Annotated in this window: 14 protein-coding genes; 8 read left to right on the top strand and 6 right to left on the bottom strand. The window is 40.1% G+C overall.

Features of this window, described 5'->3' with window-relative positions; translation table 11 throughout:
- Positions 1 to 518: 518 nt before the first annotated feature.
- The 4 genes from H5123_RS12090 to H5123_RS12105 all read right to left on the bottom strand — a co-directional run bounded on the left by H5123_RS12090 (position 519) and on the right by H5123_RS12105 (position 5548).
- Positions 519 to 1490 carry a PstS family phosphate ABC transporter substrate-binding protein gene (locus H5123_RS12090; RefSeq protein ID WP_124017972.1) on the bottom strand — a complete coding sequence of 324 codons (972 nt, stop codon included), beginning with the start codon at positions 1488 to 1490 and terminating at the stop codon, positions 519 to 521.
- Positions 1491 to 2247: 757 nt separating this feature from the next.
- Positions 2248 to 3543, bottom strand: a complete 1296-nt coding sequence (gene phoR, locus H5123_RS12095) for a phosphate regulon sensor histidine kinase PhoR (RefSeq protein WP_124017971.1) — start codon at positions 3541 to 3543, stop codon at positions 2248 to 2250.
- Between the two features lie 174 nt (positions 3544 to 3717).
- Positions 3718 to 4407, bottom strand: coding sequence for a phosphate regulon transcriptional regulator PhoB (gene phoB / locus H5123_RS12100; RefSeq protein ID WP_011638217.1), 690 nt, complete (start codon positions 4405 to 4407; stop codon positions 3718 to 3720).
- Between the two features lie 196 nt (positions 4408 to 4603).
- Positions 4604 to 5548 (bottom strand): porin, encoded by a 945-nt coding sequence (locus tag H5123_RS12105; RefSeq protein WP_124017970.1) that lies wholly within the window; start codon positions 5546 to 5548, stop codon positions 4604 to 4606.
- Positions 5549 to 5873: 325 nt separating this feature from the next.
- Here H5123_RS12105 and rdgC point away from each other — a divergent pair, with 325 nt between their 5' ends.
- Both rdgC and H5123_RS12115 read left to right on the top strand, forming a co-directional pair.
- Positions 5874 to 6785, top strand: a complete 912-nt coding sequence (gene rdgC / locus H5123_RS12110) for a recombination-associated protein RdgC (RefSeq protein WP_182698112.1) — start codon at positions 5874 to 5876, stop codon at positions 6783 to 6785.
- Positions 6786 to 6803: 18 nt separating this feature from the next.
- Positions 6804 to 7361: a glutathione S-transferase family protein gene (locus H5123_RS12115; RefSeq protein WP_182698113.1), complete on the top strand. Its 558-nt coding sequence runs from the start codon at positions 6804 to 6806 to the stop codon at positions 7359 to 7361.
- A gap of 78 nt (positions 7362 to 7439) precedes the next feature.
- Here the strand turns inward: H5123_RS12115 and H5123_RS12120 are convergent, their stop codons facing one another.
- Positions 7440 to 9269: a M61 family metallopeptidase gene (locus H5123_RS12120; RefSeq protein WP_182698114.1), complete on the bottom strand. Its 1830-nt coding sequence runs from the start codon at positions 9267 to 9269 to the stop codon at positions 7440 to 7442.
- Positions 9270 to 9523: 254 nt separating this feature from the next.
- On the opposite strand from H5123_RS12120, the gene H5123_RS12125 reads away from it, so the two are divergent.
- The 5 genes from H5123_RS12125 (at position 9524) to H5123_RS12145 (ending at position 16032) form a co-directional block, all read left to right on the top strand.
- Positions 9524 to 11626, top strand: coding sequence for a lipopolysaccharide assembly protein LapB (locus H5123_RS12125; protein WP_182698115.1), 2103 nt, complete (start codon positions 9524 to 9526; stop codon positions 11624 to 11626).
- A gap of 202 nt (positions 11627 to 11828) precedes the next feature.
- On the top strand, positions 11829 to 13385 hold the full coding sequence (locus H5123_RS12130) for a GGDEF domain-containing protein (protein ID WP_182698116.1): 1557 nt from the start codon (positions 11829 to 11831) through the stop codon (positions 13383 to 13385).
- A 62-nt stretch (positions 13386 to 13447) separates the two neighbouring features.
- Positions 13448 to 14812 carry a nucleotide 5'-monophosphate nucleosidase PpnN gene (gene ppnN, locus H5123_RS12135; protein ID WP_124017965.1) on the top strand — a complete coding sequence of 455 codons (1365 nt, stop codon included), beginning with the start codon at positions 13448 to 13450 and terminating at the stop codon, positions 14810 to 14812.
- Positions 14805 to 15572 carry a flap endonuclease Xni gene (gene xni / locus H5123_RS12140; RefSeq protein WP_124017964.1) on the top strand — a complete coding sequence of 256 codons (768 nt, stop codon included), beginning with the start codon at positions 14805 to 14807 and terminating at the stop codon, positions 15570 to 15572. The genes ppnN and xni overlap by 8 nt, the downstream gene beginning before the upstream one ends.
- Before the next feature lie 61 nt (positions 15573 to 15633).
- Positions 15634 to 16032 (top strand): DUF3192 domain-containing protein, encoded by a 399-nt coding sequence (locus H5123_RS12145; protein WP_124017963.1) that lies wholly within the window; start codon positions 15634 to 15636, stop codon positions 16030 to 16032.
- An 85-nt stretch (positions 16033 to 16117) separates the two neighbouring features.
- Here H5123_RS12145 and H5123_RS12150 read toward each other — a convergent pair whose 3' ends face one another.
- On the bottom strand, positions 16118 to 18952 hold the full coding sequence (locus H5123_RS12150; protein WP_182698117.1) for a prolyl oligopeptidase family serine peptidase: 2835 nt from the start codon (positions 18950 to 18952) through the stop codon (positions 16118 to 16120).
- A 451-nt stretch (positions 18953 to 19403) separates the two neighbouring features.
- Here H5123_RS12150 and H5123_RS12155 point away from each other — a divergent pair, with 451 nt between their 5' ends.
- Entirely contained in the window at positions 19404 to 20414 is a 1011-nt protein-coding gene (locus H5123_RS12155) for an isocitrate dehydrogenase (RefSeq protein WP_124017961.1), read from the top strand.
- Positions 20415 to 20463 lie beyond the last annotated feature (49 nt).

Raw genomic sequence — 20463 nt, forward strand, 5'->3', positions numbered from 1 at the left:
CATAGGAAAAGCAAAATAATGAGCCATCAATTTAGACTTGATGTTTGCCATGCGACTAATGGCATAAACCTAAAACATAACGCGAAGTAAATCACATTCACAATGTATGCCTTAATGTATTTCGGGTAAAAGACGAATAAAGCGCCAGAAACCAGAAAAATATAACTAGATAATAATGAATGCAAATCATTAAAAAATAAAACGTTTTAATCTCACATCTTATTTTGCCAATCTTATTTTTATATAAAAATGCATTTTTTTAGTATCATCGGGAACTAACTCAGAAATGATGAGTCATATTATATGAACCGAATTTGAATTACTTTTTATGTACCAAGTAGCTTCTTATTGTTCATCATCATTCTCCTATTCGATAGTTGTAAAAATCTATCAACAGCATTGCCCTTAGCAATAGCAGCAACCTCTTAGTTAGGTTGCTTTTTTTTATATTTTTTTTAACGTTAAAAAACAAAAAAGGCCTCAAAGAGGCCTTTTTTAGTTTACTGAAAGTGAGTTAACTAAAGCGTAATACCGACTTTCTCTAAATCTTTTGAAATCACAGATGTTGGTAATGGAACATAACCATCTTTCTCAACAATTTGCTGACCTTGCTTAGACAATACGAAGCGTAAGAATTCACGATCCATTGGCGATAGGTCTTTATTAGGATGCTTGTTCACGTAAACATATAAGTAACGTGATAGTGGGTAAGTACCATCTGCTGCGTTGGCTGCTGATGCTTCGATAAACTTATCACCTTTCTTAGAGATAGCTACCGCTTTTACGCCCGCAGTTTTATAACCAATACCAGAGTAACCAATGGCATTAAGTGACTGAGAAACAGACTGAACTACAGAAGCAGAACCTGGTTGCTCGTTCACGTTTGCACGGAAGTCACCTTTACATAATGCTTTTTCTTTAAAGTAACCGTAAGTACCAGATACTGAGTTACGACCGTAAAGCTGAACGTCTTTAGCTGCCCAGTTGCCGTCTAAACCAGCATCGCCCCAACGGTTGATTTCTTTACCGCCACACTTGTGTGTAGAAGAGAAGATAGCATCAATTTGTTCAATGCTTAAACCTGTAATTGGGTTATCTTTGTGTACGAATACAGCTAAAGCATCGATAGCAACACGAACCGCTGTTGGCTTATAACCGAAATGCTTTTCAAATGCTTCAACTTCGTTAGGCTTCATTTTGCGGCTCATAGGACCGAATTGAGAAGTACCTTCAGTTAATGCTGGTGGCGCAGTTGAAGAACCGGCTGCTTGGATTTGGATATTAACGTTTGGATAGATGTGTTTAAACTCTTCAGCCCATAACGTCATCATGTTTGCTAATGTATCAGAGCCAACAGAAGACAAGTTACCAGAAACACCACTTGTTTTTTCATATGATGGTAAAGTTGGATCTATAGCAGCCATAGATGCTGCTGAGAATACGCCAGCGGCTGTAAGAGTAATTGCGCCGACAAGTTTTTTCAGTTTCATTGTAATGCTCCAGAATTAAGCGTACTAAGTTTTTAAAACGTAGTCAGTATCGACCTCATTGATGACAAGTCTATGACGGTGATGTGACAGTTAGATGACACAAGGTTCAAAAGTATTACATGAACAAATACAAAAAATAACACAATTAATATCAAACACTTAAAATCAATGCGAATATAAATTTGCCTGTAAAATAATAAACAATAGCCAATTCCAGCTTAACTAAATTAACTACTTGTCACAATAATGCTGACAAGACAAGCTTATGACACAAAATTACCCCGTATAAGTTTATCGCACTTAAGATGTGTATAACGGCCTAAGCTCACCGAGGAAGGCAAACGCTGAGTCGATTGATACACTTTAGCGAGCTTAAAATGATAAATTAAACCTTAATCACTTACTGGCAAGGTTTATAACCTATATGTCACAGTATCATGACGGGTATTCTTGTTGTCGGTTGTTAGCGATTGTTATCCCTTGTTGTTAGCGCTTAGTGATAGCTAATGCCACACAGACAGCTAACATGTTTGATAATGCAAAGTTTAGCCTAACAAAAACCAACAGCTTAAGCCTATGCATAATGCAAAGATAAACGAGATAGATATATGTGTTCAGCTTAGCTCAAGCCTACTTGGTAAGCGGTCTTTCGCAACACAAGTGTACCTGAGTCATATCAGTCAATTTCAACTAAGATTAGCCAAAATTAAGTCATAAAAAAACAGCATAAATGCTGTTTTTTTATTAATGACTGCAACTATTGTCGCACTAACAAATGAGATGGAATGATAAAACTGAAGATACTGCCTTTGCCATACTCGCTGGTAACGTTAAGCTCGGTGTGATGATGGTTTAAAGCGTGCTTTGCAATAGCTAATCCCAAGCCTGTGCCACCGGTTTTACTCGAGCGAGCATTATCGACTCGATAAAAGCGTTCAGTTAAGCGATTAATATGTTGCGGCGCGATGCCAACACCGGAATCTTTGACCGAAAAAAGTGCGCCAGTTGCCACACTTCGCCACGATACCGCAATCGTCCCCCCAGGAGAGGTGTAGCGAATTGCATTTGAAATTAAATTTGAGCAAGCACTGCGTAATTGCAACTCATTACCATGAGTATTCAACCCCGCTTCACAATTAAACACTAAGGTATATTCGGTACCAGCAAGAGCTTTAGCTTCTTCTTTAAGAATATCCATCATCAACGTCATATTGACGATTTTCGATAAATCGAGATCGACAGCATCTTCAATACGTGACAATGCCAACAACTGCTCAACCATCGACTGCATTCGAGTCGTTTGTTGTTGCATTAGTGATAATGGTTTTTGGTTAGGTGAATTTGCATCCTCCATGCTTTGCATGATTTCTAAATAACCTTGCAATACCGTTAATGGCGTTTTCAATTCATGGGACACGTTAGCCACAAAATCTTTACGCATGCCTTCTAATTGATGTATTCGGGTAACGTCTCGAGCGATTAGCAGCAACTGACGATCACCATAGCTCATGACTCGAATTTCAAGTAAACGCTTATCTGAGACAGGAGACGGAATTTCTAATGGTTCGTTATATTGGGCATCTTTTAAATAAACTGAAAAATCAGGATGGCGGATAAGGTTATCTATTCTCTGGCCATTATCTTGAGGCCAAACAAATCCTAAGATTAGCTGAGCCAATTTGTTGCACCATAAAATATTGTGCTCGGCATCCAGAACAACGGCAGCATCAGGTAATGCTTCTGCTCCTTGGCGAAAGCGGCCCAATAAGGTAGCAAGTTGACCTACACGACGACGATTTTTTCCTTGTAAACGATAAAGACCATTAAACACCCCTTCCCAACTTCCTCTACCTTGAGGAGGTGTAAGCTTTTTATCTTTCCATAACCAGAAGTTTAACCGAGCGATTTGGCGATAGTGCCACACGAGCAATACAATTGTCCCCGTAAGCATAACGCCGACAACATGGTCAAATAAAGCCCCGACCAGCATAAATAGAACAAGCAACATCGCTAAGCGAAAAAATAAGCGATATCCAGAATACGAGATAAACATAGGCTACCTAAATTCGAAAGTAACGCCGCCAACACATTCAGTGCCGTTACTGATTATTAGGGCTAACAACGAAGCACAAGATAGCCTAAAAAGGCTATTATGGCTAGACAGCAAAAAAAGCGTTTCTAAAAGCTCTGTCTAGCATGACAAAACTTTTAGCGCTGCCAATACGAATTACATTCTGGTTGAAAATCGGTAACCTGCACCGCGAACAGTTTGGATCAATTTATCGTGTCCACCCTCTTCGACCGCTTTTCGTAAGCGTCTGATGTGAACATCGACAGTGCGATCTTCAACATACACGTTGGTGCCCCACACGTTATCGAGTAACTGCTCTCGGCTGTAAACTCGCTCTGGATGGGTCATAAAGAAATGCAATAAACGAAACTCAGTCGGCCCCATATCGAGCACAGCATCACCGACAGTCACCCTATGACTGACAGGATCAAGTTGCAGTCCTTGCACATCAATAGTCTCTTCTAACCGAGTTGGTGCACTTCTACGCAAAACGGCTTTAATGCGAGCGACGAGTTCTTTAGGTGAAAAAGGTTTAGTTATATAGTCATCAGCGCCGACTTCAAGGCCTTTGACTTTATCTTCCTCTTCTCCACGTGCTGTCAGCATAATAATTGGGATCTGACGAGTAAATTCATCTTGCTTTAAACGTTTAGCTAATTGAATGCCACTGCCACCAGGGAACATCCAATCTAATAAGATTAAATCTGGGTATGGCTCTTTAAGCAACTCAATCGCCGAATCAAAATCTTCAGCAGCAGCTGTCGTAAAACCATGTTGATCCATCACAAATGTCAGCATCTCACGGATTGCTGATTCATCTTCTACTATTAAAATCCTAGCTGTCATATTGGGTTTCTACGTTAATTTGCCACGGGACTATTATTGGACATTTTTGTTACAGATTTATGATATAACGCTTGATTCTGGCATTAAATACGCCATTTTGTCATAAAAAATTCATTACTGTTATTTAGATATAACAAAAAAGGGCTTAAAGCCCTTTTTTATTGATTGCAGATTTAACCGTCAAATAACGACAGATTTAGAACTTATGTTCGATACCTACACCAACGTAGCTGTCATCTTGATCGTTTGAATCAAATGAGTTTGCAGTGTAAAAAGCAAATAACTTGGTTGGCTTACCTAACTTGTAGTCAGCGCCAACAGACCATGAATTACCTTTATTTTCCATGTCTAAGTACTGTGCTTTCAAAGTAACATCATTGATGTCATATGCTGAGCTTAATAAGTAGCCATTGTCTTTAATACCGCTGTCTAGTTTTTCTTGCTGCTGATACATACCACCAATCACTAAACCGGCCACTTTACCTTGAACAGTAGCACGTGCAGTGTCATAACCTTTTACTTTTGAATCGTAAGCAATTGCAGCGTAGATTGGTGTGCTTTTTAATCCAGCATCACCGTACATTAGCGCCATACTCACGCCATCTTCACCTTCTACGTTACTACCAACAACTTGATCTGCATCACCAGAGGCAACATAAGTCACACCCGCTTGGAAATCACCAAATACTGGCGTGTAGTAAGTTGCGGTTTGAGCCATGCGGTTTTCACCTTTAAACATGGTTTTCATATCGCCAGAAAGGTCGTTGAATTGATCAATTTTACCTTGAGATACTTTAAGGATTGTGTCGTTACGACCAACAGATACAGCACCGAAGTTACCTTTTAAACCAACAAATTGGTTACGAGCTAAAAAGTTTTCTTTGTTTGCATCACCTGTGTTGACTTCATATTCGATAGTATAGAAAGCTTCTAATGATTTGCTTAACTCAAACGCACCGGTTACACCAAAACGTGATGCATTACTTTGAATTGTCGTTTCAGTGACATCAGCAACATCATTTGATTGTGCTGTTACGTTTAACTTACCGTAAACTTGAAGAGGATCTGCGGCGTATGCACTTGAAGCTACTGAGGCTGCGATTGCAGAGGCTAATAGTGTTTTGCAAAAAACGTTCATCATTTCATCCTTTCGACGCATATATCGTCATGGTTATTCTGGGTTAGTTGTATCGGAACGAGATGAATTCTGCCTTGCAAATGTTTCAGAAATATTTCACTGATAGATGAAATCCCCATTCTGACTGTTTCAAACCATTTAACCCTATAGGAAACCTCGATACAGCAAGGGTTTCAAGCTGAGTTATTGTAATGTGACAGTTTAATGAATTCTCATCCTGATGACTGAACCTGTGTTGCGACTGATGTTTTTTTGATGGTTTACCACTTTGCCTCTATACCGTAAACTGCTGTCACTGAATTTTCCTGTTAATTAATGAGAGCCTTCTATGTGGTTTAAAAATCTCACCTTGTACCGTTTCAACAAACCGTTTACGACAGATACCGAAACATTAGAGAATGCCTTAGCTGACTTCACTTTTTCTCCTTGTTCGAGCCAAGACATCAGCAAGTTTGGTTTTTCAAATGCTTTAGGTAAAAAAGGCCAAGCATTAGTGCACAGTGCTGAAAACCGTCATTTAATTTGTGTCACTAAAGAAGAAAAAATTCTCCCAGGCCAAGTGATTAAAGAAGCCTTAGATGAAAAAGTGGCGGAGATTGAAGATCAAGAGAACCGTAAAGTCACTAAAAAAGAAAAAGACACCATTAAAGATGAAATCACCACGACGTTGTTGCCTCGGGCATTTTCTCGTCGTAGCCAGACACACGCACTTATCATGCCTGAACTGGAAATGATTTTAGTCGATAGCTCTAGTGCGACTAAAGCGGAAGAGTTATTAGCATTACTGCGTAAAGCCTTAGGCAGCTTACCTGTGATCCCGTTAAGTTATGCAACTCCAATCGAGTCGACGTTAACCCAGTGGTTACAAGCGGGTGAAGCTCCTGCACCATTTGAGATGCAAGATGAAGCCGAACTTAAGTCTGACTCTGATGAAGGCGGTATCGTACGCTTTAAGCAACAAGTGCTCCAAGAAGATGAAGTGCTCGCTCATATTGCAACAGGCAAGCAAGTACACAAACTGGCCTTACATTTTGGCCAGTCGATTGCCTTTTTAATGCAATCTGATGCCACGATTAAACGTCTTAAGTTTTCTGAAGAATTTAGAGCAGGTAATGATGAAGTCGGTACAGAAGACCCATTAGCCCGTTTAGATGCAGATTTTGCCTTAATGGGCAGTGAATTAGTCGCGTTTATTAATGCGGTTAATCAAGCTTTTGGTCCACTAGAGCAAAGCGTGTAATCCAACTAAGGACACAATATGAAACTATACGGAAGTTATACGTCACCTTTTGTTCGCCATTGTAGAATTGCGCTACTTGAGTCAACGCTCGATTACCAATTTATTGAAACCGATCACGCCACCAGCGCGGCGTTATCGCCGACTAAACGGGTGCCTTTTTTACAAGATGGTGAGTTAACGCTAACCGATTCTAGTGCCATATTGCGATATATCCGCAGCAAGTCGGACAAGCCATTCCTTGAAAGCACTGTCGAGCTTGATCAATATTGTATGATCAATACAGCATTGGACAGCACAATCAATTTATTCTTCTTGTCTCGTGATGGGGTCGATATTGAGCGCTTTGATTACACCATCAGACAGGCGCAGCGAATTGAGTCGACATTAGTGCAGCTTGAAACATTTGAATTGCCTTTGCATGGCCCTTTTAATGATGTGCAGCTAAGACTAGCCTGTTACCTCAGTTGGGCGATATTCCGCCAACGTATACATATCGCTAACTACCCTAAGCTAAAACTGTTTTTAGCGGCAGTTGAAAAAGAGCCATTTTTTATTGAAACCGCCCCGCAGGCATAAGTTAACACGATAAAAAATGCCCTGAATTTCAGGGCATTTTTTTATCTACAACAAAATAACTCAGTCATACGTAAGAGCTTATTCGCCGTCGGCGTTAATCCATTTACCTTCGGTATCAAAAGGCCAATCAATACCTAACCATGCTTTAAAGAAAGCTTTTTGCTCAGCAGTCACATTATCAACCGCAGTAATCGCTAACTTATCTTTCGGTTGTTCTGCCAACACTATGTTCACATCTTTTAGTTGATCATTACTAAATACCGTCACCTTAACAGTGTCACCAGGGCTAAAATCGTTAAAGCGTTTAGCAAAACCGTCTGCGGTGACTTTCAAACCATTGACCGCCACTAACTCATCACCAGCCGTTAAACCGGCTTTCCAAGCTGGGCTATTTTTAGCCACAGTTACTAATACTAAATCAGCATATAAGCCGGATAAGCCCATGCCTGTATCAACTTGTATTTTGGGTTTATCACCATAAGTGGTTACCAAACCGGCTTGAGCTAATAGATCATTAAACTCTAAACTAACTGGCTGATTCACAAATTTCTGCCACCAAGGTTGATAATCTTTGCCGGTGAGAGTAGTTAATATGTTTTGCACATCTGCCACAGTGTAGCCCATTGGAATTTTAAAGTTTTCATATAACTCCTTGTGCACATCACGATAAGAATGCGCTAGCTTACTGTCAGTTAACACACTGAAATCTAATGCCAGTGAAGCTAAATATCCCTCAGAATAAATATTCACACTGTGGTTAACCGCATAATCGCCCCAAGTGCTACTCCATTGACCTAAACTGGCTTCTGCAACCGATTGAGTTTCACGCCCAGGATTATGCTGATTAAGTACTATCCGTAAGCTTAAATCATCAAAGAATTCTTTTGCCGTCATAACCCCAGCACGTAACAACAACTGATTTTGAAAATAGCTGGTTGAACCTTCTGCGACCCACAATAAATCAGTCATATTCTCAGACTGATAATCGTAAGGCACCAATCCTTGAGGACGATACGATTTTACATTCCAAGTATGGATGAACTCATGCGATGCGGTACTAATAAAGCGTAAATAATCTTCTCGCTCACGAAAGTTAAATCGCGGTAATTGAATAACGGTTGAGTTCAGGTGCTCTGTGGCTCCGCGAGCACCGCTAGTAGCATGCACCATATACACATAACGTTTAAACGGGTAACCATTCCAAATAGCTGACGCTTGAGCGCTTATTTTACCTAAATCAGCAATAATTTGCGTAGTGTCGTAGTTTCCCTCCCCCCAAAAAACCACCTCATATTGGCGATTATCGGCATCGAAACTAAAGTGCTGGCTTATTCCCGTCTCAATCGGTGAGTCAACTAAGACGTCATAATTAGCTGCTTTAAATGAATGTGACTTGCCGTCGCTCTCCATTCCAGAATAACTTTTCCAGCCTTTTGGCACTTGCATATTGACCGTAATAGGTTGCTGGCGAAACGCAGGGCTATACATAAACACACCACTGGCATCTAAGAAAGCATGGCTACTATCAATGTGACGTAATCGGTCACCAAGCTCATTAGCATGCAACTGATATGTCACCTTAACCGATGTAGGTTGAGTTAAGGTTATTTGCCATTCACCACTGGCAGTGCGTTTCCAAGGTAGCGACTGACCCTTGCTGTCGGTCGCATTAAACAATCTAACCCCATCAGCAATAGGCAATACTTGATAACGGCCGGTTCGCCATACTGGTAAATTAACCGTTAGCACCTGCGAATCCGTTTGAGGAAATGACACTCTCACCTGAGCTAAATGGTGTGCGGGTTGGTTAATATCAATATGGTAATCAACATCAGCAAGGGCTGGCATGGCCCCAGTCATCAAAAAAATGGCACTGCTAGCTAAAATTGCAAGAGAAGTAGGTTTCACTCTAGGTTCCTTCTGGTATGATTCTATTGTTTTTATTTTAAATTCCGAACAATTATAACGATCTAGACTCATTAACACAGTGGCAATTTGTAACTGAGTGAGAATACTTAGTATCAATGACAAACCAATGTTAATTTATTCATCGATACCAGCTGATAATGACGTCCACATTTTTTAATCCTAAAAAGGTATCTTTTACTATGCTGCGATGTTTTCCTCTGATCATATTATGTTCAATACTATTAAGTTCAGCAGTGTGCGCAAGAGATATTGAACAGCAAGAAATATTGTTCAAAGAAAATCCTCAAAAAATTTATACCAAGTTATTGAGAACGACCGAGTTTCCTTTGCACTTTTCAAACAAAGCAGAATTCGACCAAGTCGCTGAAAATTTAGGTTTTCAACCAAATGAACTCCATCGTGATTTAGAGCTATTAGCTCGCCTTAATTTACAAGCAAAACTCACATCGCCAACTAAGTACCAAGATGCAGAATTACTCATATCGCAGTTAGACAGCATTGCATCAACAACGCTTGAAAAAGCCATGGTGATTATGCTTAAAGCACGGATTAAGGGACGTAAAAACCAAGAATATAATCAAGTGATCGTTGAATTCAATGATGCGTTGAATATGGTTAACGCCGATATCAGCTTAGAAAGCACCCTGTTCAAGTTAACACTGCATGAACAATTGAACATGTTACATTCATTGTTACTTCAACCTACTCCAGCCTTATCTCATTTAAATCGTTATCGTGAAATGGCTTATCAGTTACACAATAATTATTTTATCGCCGATGCCGAATCGCAATTAGGCCGTTATTACAATCTGAATGGCGATCAAGCAAAGTCACTGCAGCATTACAGTGAAGCATTTCGTTTAGCCAACATCTTAGATTACCCTGGCATTAAAGCCCAAACACAGCTCAATCTCGCGCGGACCTACCGTGATTTAGAACAATGGGATGATGCACTCAAATATGCCCACAATGCGGCGGAAATATTTCAAGTAATCGGCCAAGATGTCTACTTGTCAGAATCATTAACTGTTATGGCGATGATTTTCGCAGGCAAAGGGGAATGGAATAAAGCCATCGATTATTATTTAAATGTCCAGCAAGTAAATGAGCGGATGGGGAACCAAATTGCAATTGGGCTCACATATCATAATTTAGGTGAGGCTTATTTTAAATTGCATAATATTCAGGCGTCATTGGATGTAATGCAACGAGCAAATGAAATATTTAGAGCTCGAAAAGTAGAACATTACTTAGTCCATAACGAACTCCTATTTGCTCAAATAACAACCAGCGAAGGCATGTGGACAAACGCGATTGAGCATGCAAATAAAGCGATTAAGCTGGCTAAAAAGAAACATTTAACCGAGGTGCAAACCGAGGCTTTAGGGTATTTATCTACCGCATATCGCAAAACTAACAACATTAATGCAGCGCTTAAAACTGTCGATGAGATAGTCGAATTAGTCAATAATTCACAGAGTAAAACCGAACAACCTAGTGACTTTTCAGAGCTAACAGAACAGAAATTAAAATTTGAACTGGGTTTAATGCGCAATAAACTGGAACTGCAAACGACTAAAAATAAATACAACCAATTTATCATTTTAGTATTAGTACTTATTTTTAGTATTGCGATTATCTTATTGATTTTTATCTACAGAAAATTTCAACAGCGAAATACTCAGTACCTTAACGCACAACGTTTAAATACAATCGATCCCATAACACAAGCACAAGGTTACCGAGCATTTATTCAACTGATCAGCACGCTGAAAAATACCGAACCTAAAACATTAGCTTTGGTAAATATCAACGAATTAAATAATATTGATATTCAACTTGGACTCACAGAATCAACGGCATTGATGCAACAATTTAATATTCAATTCAGTAAGCACTTAGATACTCAAGTATTTACCATACGCTCAGGACTGATTGGATGCTATTTTAATCAACAGTATGATGCTGATGTTATATTAAATGCCGTCATTGAGAGTCTTAAGCAATTAAAAACAACGCAGTTTACGATTCCAAATTTTGCGCAAAAATCGGCCGAACACTATGCCAGCATTGGCCACATTAGTTTACCCTTGCTCGCCAACCCTGATGTCAGTATTAGTGCAGAATTACAATTTGAGACATTACAATATGCGCTTGCCGCGGCAATGGATATTGCCGAGCAACCAGCTTATGTCTCATTGAGGCCACTTAATTTTGCACCAGCAGCTATTTTTATGCGGCCACTTTATTTAAATCTGACTCAAGCACTTAACCGCGGCATCATTCGTGCAGAAAGTAATCGTCATGCCCAAAGTATAAATTGGCCAAATAATTAATCGCGTAATAAACTGGCAATTATAGTTATTTATACTGTTTTGTACGGTAATTGGATTTGCTGCACAACATTATTGAGATAATATTACTATAGTGTTAACTGATCAGAGATTAGTTAGTGAAAAAACGAAATTATGTCTTCAATATGGCAACAATCACGGCAACCTATGCCTTTAGATGAAAAATGAGAGTAGGCACTGCAACATGAAAGAGTCAAATACAGCGATAACACAAATTTCGTTGATGAAGCAAAAGCTCCACGCAGCCAAACTTGCTCTCGAAGAGATAAACGTCGATCGCAATGGTAAATTGAAAACACTGATTCAATTTATCTCCCATCTCAGTCTTGCCTGCAAAGGACAATGTATTGAACTCGACAATAAACTGGCAAAATTGCGCCATCATATGCACAATTTTGAACAAATTGATGAAGCACTGCCAGAATTAGTCGACATTGAACGCTTGTTAAAATCTCAATACAACCAAACAATGACGCGTTTAGAAGACAGCCGTAACGGCCTTAATCGAGTTATCCGTCAGATCCAACGCATTGATTCAGCGCCAGAAAAACTCAAAAAAGAACTGACTTATTTTAAACAAGAACTCGGCAAGCCATTTCATACAGTATGGGAATACATCCCAAAAGTCGAAAAGCTGATATTTTTCTATGAAGAAATTTTAAAAAACGAATTTGCCGATGCAGACGATTACCAGATTTTGCCTCAGCACGTTCAACTTGCCAAAGAGCTTGCTGCTAAGATTGCCGAAATTGAGTTTAGAAAAGATCAACGCGACCAAATTCTAGTCATAAAAGAAATATTACTTGGTGATATTAGCTTGAGCAGTTTGCTCGACTCTTACCAATCAATATTGAGTTTACTGTTAGAAAATATTGCACGTGAAAAAAGCGCATCACAAGACTTTTTATTTGCACTTAACGATGCCTTGTCCATAGTCCGCGATGTCGTCAATAACAGCTATAACAATAACCAACGTAGTGAGCAGCTTAAAGGTCAATTAAATAAAGAGATTAATTTACGCGTTAACAACGCTGACGAGTTAGTCGCTGATGCTGATAGTCTTAACGAATTAAAGACCCAACTAACGATACAGTTATCCTCTCTTCGTGATGCTCTTACTCGTAAAGAAGCCCTAGAGCAGCGTGAACAAACACTGTTACGTAAGTCGATTGAATCTATGCGTAAAGAACTCAACTCGATGAGTCAAGAAGCCAACAATTACAAAGAAAAACTGTTTGAACATCAAAAGCTCAACCTACTCGATCCGCTGACTCAACTGGCAAACAGGACAGCATTAGAAGATAGAATGGAGCAAGACTATCGCAACCATGTCCGCTTTAAAACGCCATTATGGATAGCCATTACTGATATAGACCATTTTAAAGTGATTAACGACACCTTTGGTCACAGCACCGGAGATAAAACCCTACAAGTTATTGCTATGGCCTTAAAAAACTCATTACGAGATAGTGAGTTTGTTGCCCGTTATGGTGGCGAAGAATTTGTATTACTATTACCTGATATTACTGATGAAAATATCTCTCAATTATTGAATCGCGTAAAAGATAAAATCAAAAATATTCCATTTAAGTTTAAAAATCAGAGAATTACAGTTACATTATCTATAGGTGCAGCACAAGTCATGGAAAACGAAACGCTTGAAGAAGCTTTCGAAAGAGCAGATGCTGCATTATACCAAGCAAAAAACAACGGCAGGGACCGAGTCGTTATTGATATCTAGCCCATCCTAAGACAGTTCTCTTTGGACTCGGCATCAATTACTCGAGTCCAAAGGAGTTGCTTATGATAGTAAAGATTAGTCCAAATGGTAGCCTAGATCAGCTTTCTCAATTAGAAGTAGAGCGACTAAAACAAGGTGCAAAAAGCGACCTTTATCAATTATACCGAAACTGCTCACTAGCAGTATTAGCTTCAGGCCTGATCAGCGATAGCTCTGAAGCACTATTTCATCGTTACGAATCCTTCAGCATCAATATATTACAACGCGAAAGAGGCATACAGATTGAGCTCATTGATCCGCCGATGAAAGCCTTCGTCGACGGTGAAATTATCACTGGTATTCAAGAGCACTTATTTGCTGTGCTGCGCGATATTATTTATATCAGTAATAAATACGAGAATTTAAAACACATAGATTTAAGCAATGCGACTCACATTACTAATGTGGTGTTTGATATTTTACGCAATGCTCAGGCAATCTCACCAATGAAAGATCCTAATGTGGTGGTCTGTTGGGGAGGACACAGTATCAACGCAGTTGAGCATCAATATACACGTGATGTGGGTTACCAACTGGGGCTACGCCGATTAGATATTTGTACTGGTTGCGGACCAGGCGCAATGGAAGGCCCAATGAAAGGTGCCGCTATTGCACATGCCAAACAAAGAGTACACAACGCCCGCTATATCGGTTTAACCGAGCCAAGTATTATTGCCGCTGAACCACCCAATCAAATCGTCAATGAATTGGTCATTTTACCCGACATCGAAAAACGCCTCGAAGCCTTTGTTCGTTTAGGCCATGGGATTGTTATTTTTCCTGGCGGAGCCGGAACGGCAGAAGAATTACTCTATTTTCTGGGTATCTTATTAAATAAAGACAATAGCGATTCATGTTTTCCACTGGTGCTAACGGGACCGGCTGAAAGTGCTGACTACTTTACTGTTATTGATGAATTTATTGGTGCCACGTTAGGCATTGAAGCACAAAGCAAATATCAAATTATTATTGATGATCCCGTCAAAGTGGCTCAAGTAATGAAACAGGGTATGGAGCAAGTCAAAGCCTATCGCAAACAAAAATGTGATGCGTACCAATATCAATGGTCATTAAAAATTGAACCCGAATTTCAATTACCCTTTGCACCAACCCATGAGGTTATGGCAAATTTAAATCTCTACTTTCAAGATAACAAAGCAGAACTTGCCGCCAACTTGCGTAAAGCATTTTCAGGAATTGTTGCCGGTAACGTAAAAGGTGACACAATCAAGTTGATCCAACAGTTCGGCCCCTTTAAGATTAAAGGTGATCCTAAACTCATGCTGATGATGGATAAGCTATTAAACGCTTTTGTTAAACAACAGCGAATGAAACTGCCAGGAAGTGCTTACGTGCCCTGCTACAACATAATAAAAACCAATGAATAAATTACTCATTATCGATGGACTTAATCTGGTGCGCCGTATTCATGCGGTGTTGCCAGATGAAAACGATATAGCCAGCGTACAAGAACGTGTGCTGGCCGCATCTAAAAAAATGTTGCTACAGCATCAACCCACTCATTGTATTGTTGTCTGGGACGGCAATGAGCCCTCTTGGCGCAAAACACTGTATAACGATTATAAAAAAGGTCGCAAACCAATGCCAACAGCATTAAGTGATGGCCTGGTAAATATCAAAGCGACTTTAGCCGAGCAAGACATTAACTCTTTCGATGCGCCATCAGAAGCTGACGATGTCATCGCAACTCTCGCGATGAAGATGATCAGTAACAGTGGTGAGGTTATCATAGTGTCAACCGACAAAGGCTTTAGTCAATTACCCAGCAAAAATCTCACCTTATGGGATCACTTTAATCAACAGTTTTTTGATGTTACAGAATACGGGAAAAAACTCGGAATAGAGCAATATCAAATGCTCGACTTTATTGCATTGGCCGGAGACAGTGGTAATAAAATTCCCGGCATTATGGGGATAGGTCCAAAATCAGCAGCCGACTTGCTCAACAAGTTCAGAACCTTAGCTAATTTATATCGTTCGCTAGACAACCTTGGCGCTAAACAAGCACTTAAGTTAGCGGAAGGAAAAGAAATCGCCCGCATTAGCTACAAATTAGCGCAGTTACAATGCAATATCCCGTTGAATATTAATTTGAAACAATTTAGAACTAAACCAATATCAAACTAGTGTAATAATAAATCATCCAATAATAAAAACGATCTTCATAGCATAACGGATTAAACGCATTATGAACTCAAAAGTAAGCTATATCATAGGTGGCATTTTCACAGCCTATTTGTTGTTTGTCGCTGTCGTCATTTTTGTTTATGAACCTCAACCAGAAGACCGAGCTTGGGACGATCGCCAAGCATTTAATTTACAAAAAATGAGTGACATTCACTTTGGCCAAAGTCTTGATGAGATCCGAACCTTATTAGGCAGCGCAGATTTTGTCGAAGCTAAAACGGGTGTTGATGGTCAATATCAAGTGATGTATTACCGCACCCATCATGTAAAGTCAGATGGCGAAACCACTAAAGAAGAATGTACGCCATTGTTGTTCAGAGATAATCTTTTAGTGGCATGGGGACAAGATACTCAGCAACAATATTTTGATCTGCCTATCGCAGGTAAAGCCCCGCAATAATACTTTCGACAATCAATAAATTCAGCAAAAAGGCCCTAACCGAAACAGTTAGGGCCTTTTTGTTCATCCGCAATAGCTTATAACATTAATCTGCTTTTTTGTACTCCTGATAAGATTCGCCTTGGCGCAGCCAATCTGGAGCAGGTGTGCCTTTCAAATAATGATCAAAGTACTGCTTCATCTTAATACTGTAATCAAGCTTATTAGGATACTTTTTCAAATGGTGTGGCTCATCTTGATATTGTAAAAACACCACATCCTTCCCTGCGCGGCGCATAGCCAGATATAACTCAACGCCTTGTTCCCAAGGCACAGCATCATCTTTATCACCAAACATGATCATCATTGGAGTTTGAATACGGTCTACATAAAAAATAGGCGAGTTTTCTATGTATTTTTGCGGCGCAGCAAATAAACTTTCTCCGATTCGGCTCTGGCCAGTTTCGTATTGAAACTGTCTTGCTAAGCCTGACCCATGACGAATACCACTATAAGCACTGGTCATATTCGACACTGGTGCACCAGTAACAACCGCTTTAAAGATATTGGTTTGTGTTACCGCAAAAGCGCTTTGATACCCACCCCATGAATGCCCCTGAATACCCACGGCATCTGGATCAGTCACGCCCATTTCAATTAGCTTTTGTACTCCTGCAGTCAATGCTTTTACTGACGAAATGCCTGGATAACCAATTTCAAAACGGATATCGGGTAAGAAAATAGCGTAACCATTGTCTGCATACCATGCAAAATTTGGTCGGTGGTTGAGCTTCATATCAGGAAAAGCATATAACCTGTCACTCATAAAGCGGTAAAAATACACCAGCGTGGGATACTGTTTGCCTGCTTGATAATTTGCTGGTTTAATTAATACCCCGTCCATTTTGACACCATCGCCATCTCGCCAATGGACTAATTCTGCATTGCCCCAGTTAAATGGTTCTCGTTGTTTATCAAGCGTGGTTAACTGAACGGCTTTCTGTGGTGAGGTATTATCGGCAACATACAAGTCTGGATATAAGTCATAGCGCTGCTTTGTAAATACCACTGCAGCGGCTTTATTCGCTCTAGCCAGTAAGGTTAATTTGCTATTACTTTCAGTTAAACGACTCACACCAGCCACGCCGATTTTAGCGCTAAAAAAACCATCCGCTTTTGATAGATGATTATAGCCTTGCAACAACACAGTCTCAGCATTGTTAACGACCGCAGGTAATAATTCATCTTTTTTGACTAGGCCGACTAGCCTAAATTGAGTTTTCTGTTTACGCCCTTCCCCATTGGTCAACATAAAGCCTTGTTTTGATGCAGTATTAAACTGCCAGACATCATATTTGTCATATACCGTTATCGCACTATCGTCGGCCAACCAAGGACCAAAGCCGTAACCGGGAGCTGCGCTGGGATAATCATGGTCTTCATCAGCAAAAGGAGTCGCAATAGTTGCGCTTAAATTAACCCGACGCTGAGAGGCAACATCAAATAAAAATACGTTACCTTGTTGGTAATAAGCTAAGAACTTGGCATTGGGTGATAACGTCGGCATCGCATCACTGGGTTGCTGAGTTAACACTAGCGTTTTGTTACCGTTGTTAACGTCCACTAAATAGACATCGCGATAAAAGCCTGCCCAAGTCACCATCTTCTGATATGGCACATCTGAGCTGGCTAACAAGAAACGTGCTTGTTCGCCATAGGTCACATCAGGCACAACTTGGTCTGCTAATTGGACAACCTTATTTGAGTCCAGGTGTAAAACCGCTAGATAAGTGCGTTTTAATTCTTGCTCATATTCTTTAACTTCTTGAGGCTTAATTTTGGCATCATCACCATGCCAAATACGTAGCTGTTTTTTGGCGGTAATAATCTCAGGATTAAAGACATCATTTGGATTTTGATAATCAGCTAATTCAGCTTGCTGCCCTACTGTTGGCACTCGGCCAACAAATAAACGCTGACCATCTTTTGAAAACTGTAAGCTTGAATATTGGTTATATGTCCACTTCTTGGTCGGAGCAAACTGCTGTTGTTGATTATTTTGTACATCGAGTAACAACAAATTATGCTCTCGACCATAACGTAAAGCACTTGCCATGCCTTTAGTTACCGCAACATATTGGCCATTGTCGCTGATAGCTAATGCTTCAATATGTTCATTTTTACTGCTGTAAAGCGGACGCTGTTGTTGATTATCGAGCGTGACTAACACGACTTGGTGTAGTTGACTATCATCTTGGTTGACTACCGCAACCAAATGTTGTGCAACTTTATCAAAGGCAAATTGAGTCACATTCGATAATAATGTTTGTTGGTCAGTGGCTAAATTAATCAGCTGAATATCAGCGCCTTTATCGGCTTTTTCAGTTTGAGGCTGAGCAGAATCAGTCTTGGCGCTATGTTCAACAATACTCGCTTCAAGCGCTGATGAACCGGACTGAGCTGCTGGAGATGTTGTTTTAGTCTCTGTTGATTCAGCTTTAGCCACGTCAAACTTTAACACCAGAAAATGACCGTCATCGCTAAATACTGCGGAGTCGACCTTATCAAATTGCTGCTGCTTGCCATTTTCGGTGTTCAGTAACACCACTTGATGAGGCAAGTCGTCTTTCTTTTTCGTTTCTCGGTCAAATAAGCTCGCTTCAATTGTCGCTACAACAAATTTACCATCAGCACTGACTTGGACATTGGTGCCATTGGCAATTTCATATTGTTTACGATTATCACTAAAACGAATTAATGCACGACTATCGCCTCTATCAGGAGTAGCCTGTACAGCAATCACTGCGCCATTATCAGAAATAACCGGCTGCTGAAGGGTTTCAAAATGCATAATGTCATCGAGAGACAATGCACGTTGGGGCGCCGCATGGGCGCTCAATGACAGACAGACTGCCAATGGAATTAAATTAAATAATTTCACAGTTTTCCTCTAATAGTTCCCATAGTCCATAACTGGAACAGATTATCGTAATGGGCTCGTAAATAGATCATCTTTAATCTTAACGAGTCAACAGTTGACTTAAGCAGTCTGTAATCGATTTAACGCATTGCATTCGACCAAGGTCGTCTATATAAAAAAAGCTCACCGAATAAGCTAATGCACGACAATAAAACATAAACCGACCAACATCATTCAGCCTTGAGATGCTTTACACGTAAACAATTTGTAATAAAGGTTCATAGTAAAACAATCAAATTAGAATTGACTTAAAAATAACGGAATTAATGTGATAATACTCACTATTTTCTGTAAATAAACATTAAAAGTCGTTAAAATACGCCGCAGAAAAACGACGCTTTTTATCGTCACCTAGCCGTGTCATGTATACGGTCTATCAATTGCAGTAACCACAACCGTGGAAGGACTATTCATGTCAAAACGTACAATAACCGTGATCCCAGGTGATGGGATTGGCCCAAGCATTATCGATTCAGCATTAAAAATCCTCGACAAAGCAGGATGTAACTTTGAATATGAATTTGCAGATGCAGGGTTAACGGCGTTAGAAAAGCACGGTGAATTAGTACCACAACGTACTTTAGATCTTATCGAGAAAAACCGGATTACTCTTAAAGGTCCATTAACCACTCCTGTGGGAGAAGGTTTTACCTCTATTAATGTGAGCTTACGTAAGAAGTTTGCCCTTTATGCCAACGTGCGCCCAGTGATTTCATTTAAAGGCACTCAAGCGCGTTATGAAAACATTGATATTATTACCGTGCGTGAAAACACTGAAGGTATGTACTCAGGTTTAGGACAAAAAATCTCTGATGATGGTCAAACTGCAGAAGCGACGAGTATTATTACCCGTCAAGGCGCAGAACAAATCACCACCTTTGCTTACGAGCTTGCACGTAAAGAAAATCGTAAAAAAGTGACTATCGTTCACAAAGCTAACATCATGAAATCAACCTCAGGTTTATTCTTGAAAGTGGCACGTGAAGTGAGCTTACGTTACCCAGACATTACCACTGAAGAAATGATTGTTGATGCTACTTGCATGAAACTGGTTATGAATCCTGAAAACTTTGATGTTATCGTGACGACAAACCTATTTGGTGACATCTTGTCAGACCTATGTGCAGGTCTTGTGGGCGGTTTAGGCATGGCACCGGGCGCAAATATTGGTCGCGATGCTGCGATTTTTGAAGCGGTACACGGCAGTGCTCCTGATATTGCAGGCAAAAACTTAGCCAATCCTACATCCGTTATTTTAGCCTCGATTCAAATGCTAGAATACTTAGGCATGTCTGATAAAGCTGAAATGATCCGCAGTGCAGTATCGGCAGTGATAGAAGAAGGCGATCGTACGACTCGCGATTTAGGCGGTACTCACGGCACGACCGATTTTACTCAAGCTGTACTGGATCGTTTAGTCTAGAACTAAGCGTAAGGCTGACGGTTTATTCAGCTCATCAGCGATTAACCTG

Source organism: Shewanella sp. SR43-4 (genome assembly GCF_014163845.1).
Lineage (GTDB): Bacteria > Pseudomonadota > Gammaproteobacteria > Enterobacterales > Shewanellaceae > Shewanella > Shewanella vesiculosa.

Bases quoted from the DNA above. Each gene is read 5' to 3' on its own strand.
- H5123_RS12155 (WP_124017961.1), top strand. From the start codon at position 19,404: ATGTCAAAACGTACAATAACCGTGATCCCAGGTGATGGGATTGGCCCA.
- xni (WP_124017964.1), top strand. From the start codon at position 14,805: ATGAATAAATTACTCATTATCGATGGACTTAATCTGGTGCGCCGTATT.
- H5123_RS12115 (WP_182698113.1), top strand. From the start codon at position 6,804: ATGAAACTATACGGAAGTTATACGTCACCTTTTGTTCGCCATTGTAGA.
- H5123_RS12130 (WP_182698116.1), top strand. From the start codon at position 11,829: ATGAAAGAGTCAAATACAGCGATAACACAAATTTCGTTGATGAAGCAA.
- H5123_RS12145 (WP_124017963.1), top strand. From the start codon at position 15,634: ATGAACTCAAAAGTAAGCTATATCATAGGTGGCATTTTCACAGCCTAT.
- rdgC (WP_182698112.1), top strand. From the start codon at position 5,874: ATGTGGTTTAAAAATCTCACCTTGTACCGTTTCAACAAACCGTTTACG.
- H5123_RS12090 (WP_124017972.1), bottom strand. From the start codon at position 1,490: ATGAAACTGAAAAAACTTGTCGGCGCAATTACTCTTACAGCCGCTGGC.
- H5123_RS12105 (WP_124017970.1), bottom strand. From the start codon at position 5,548: ATGATGAACGTTTTTTGCAAAACACTATTAGCCTCTGCAATCGCAGCC.
- phoR (WP_124017971.1), bottom strand. From the start codon at position 3,543: ATGTTTATCTCGTATTCTGGATATCGCTTATTTTTTCGCTTAGCGATG.
- ppnN (WP_124017965.1), top strand. From the start codon at position 13,448: ATGATAGTAAAGATTAGTCCAAATGGTAGCCTAGATCAGCTTTCTCAA.
- phoB (WP_011638217.1), bottom strand. From the start codon at position 4,407: ATGACAGCTAGGATTTTAATAGTAGAAGATGAATCAGCAATCCGTGAG.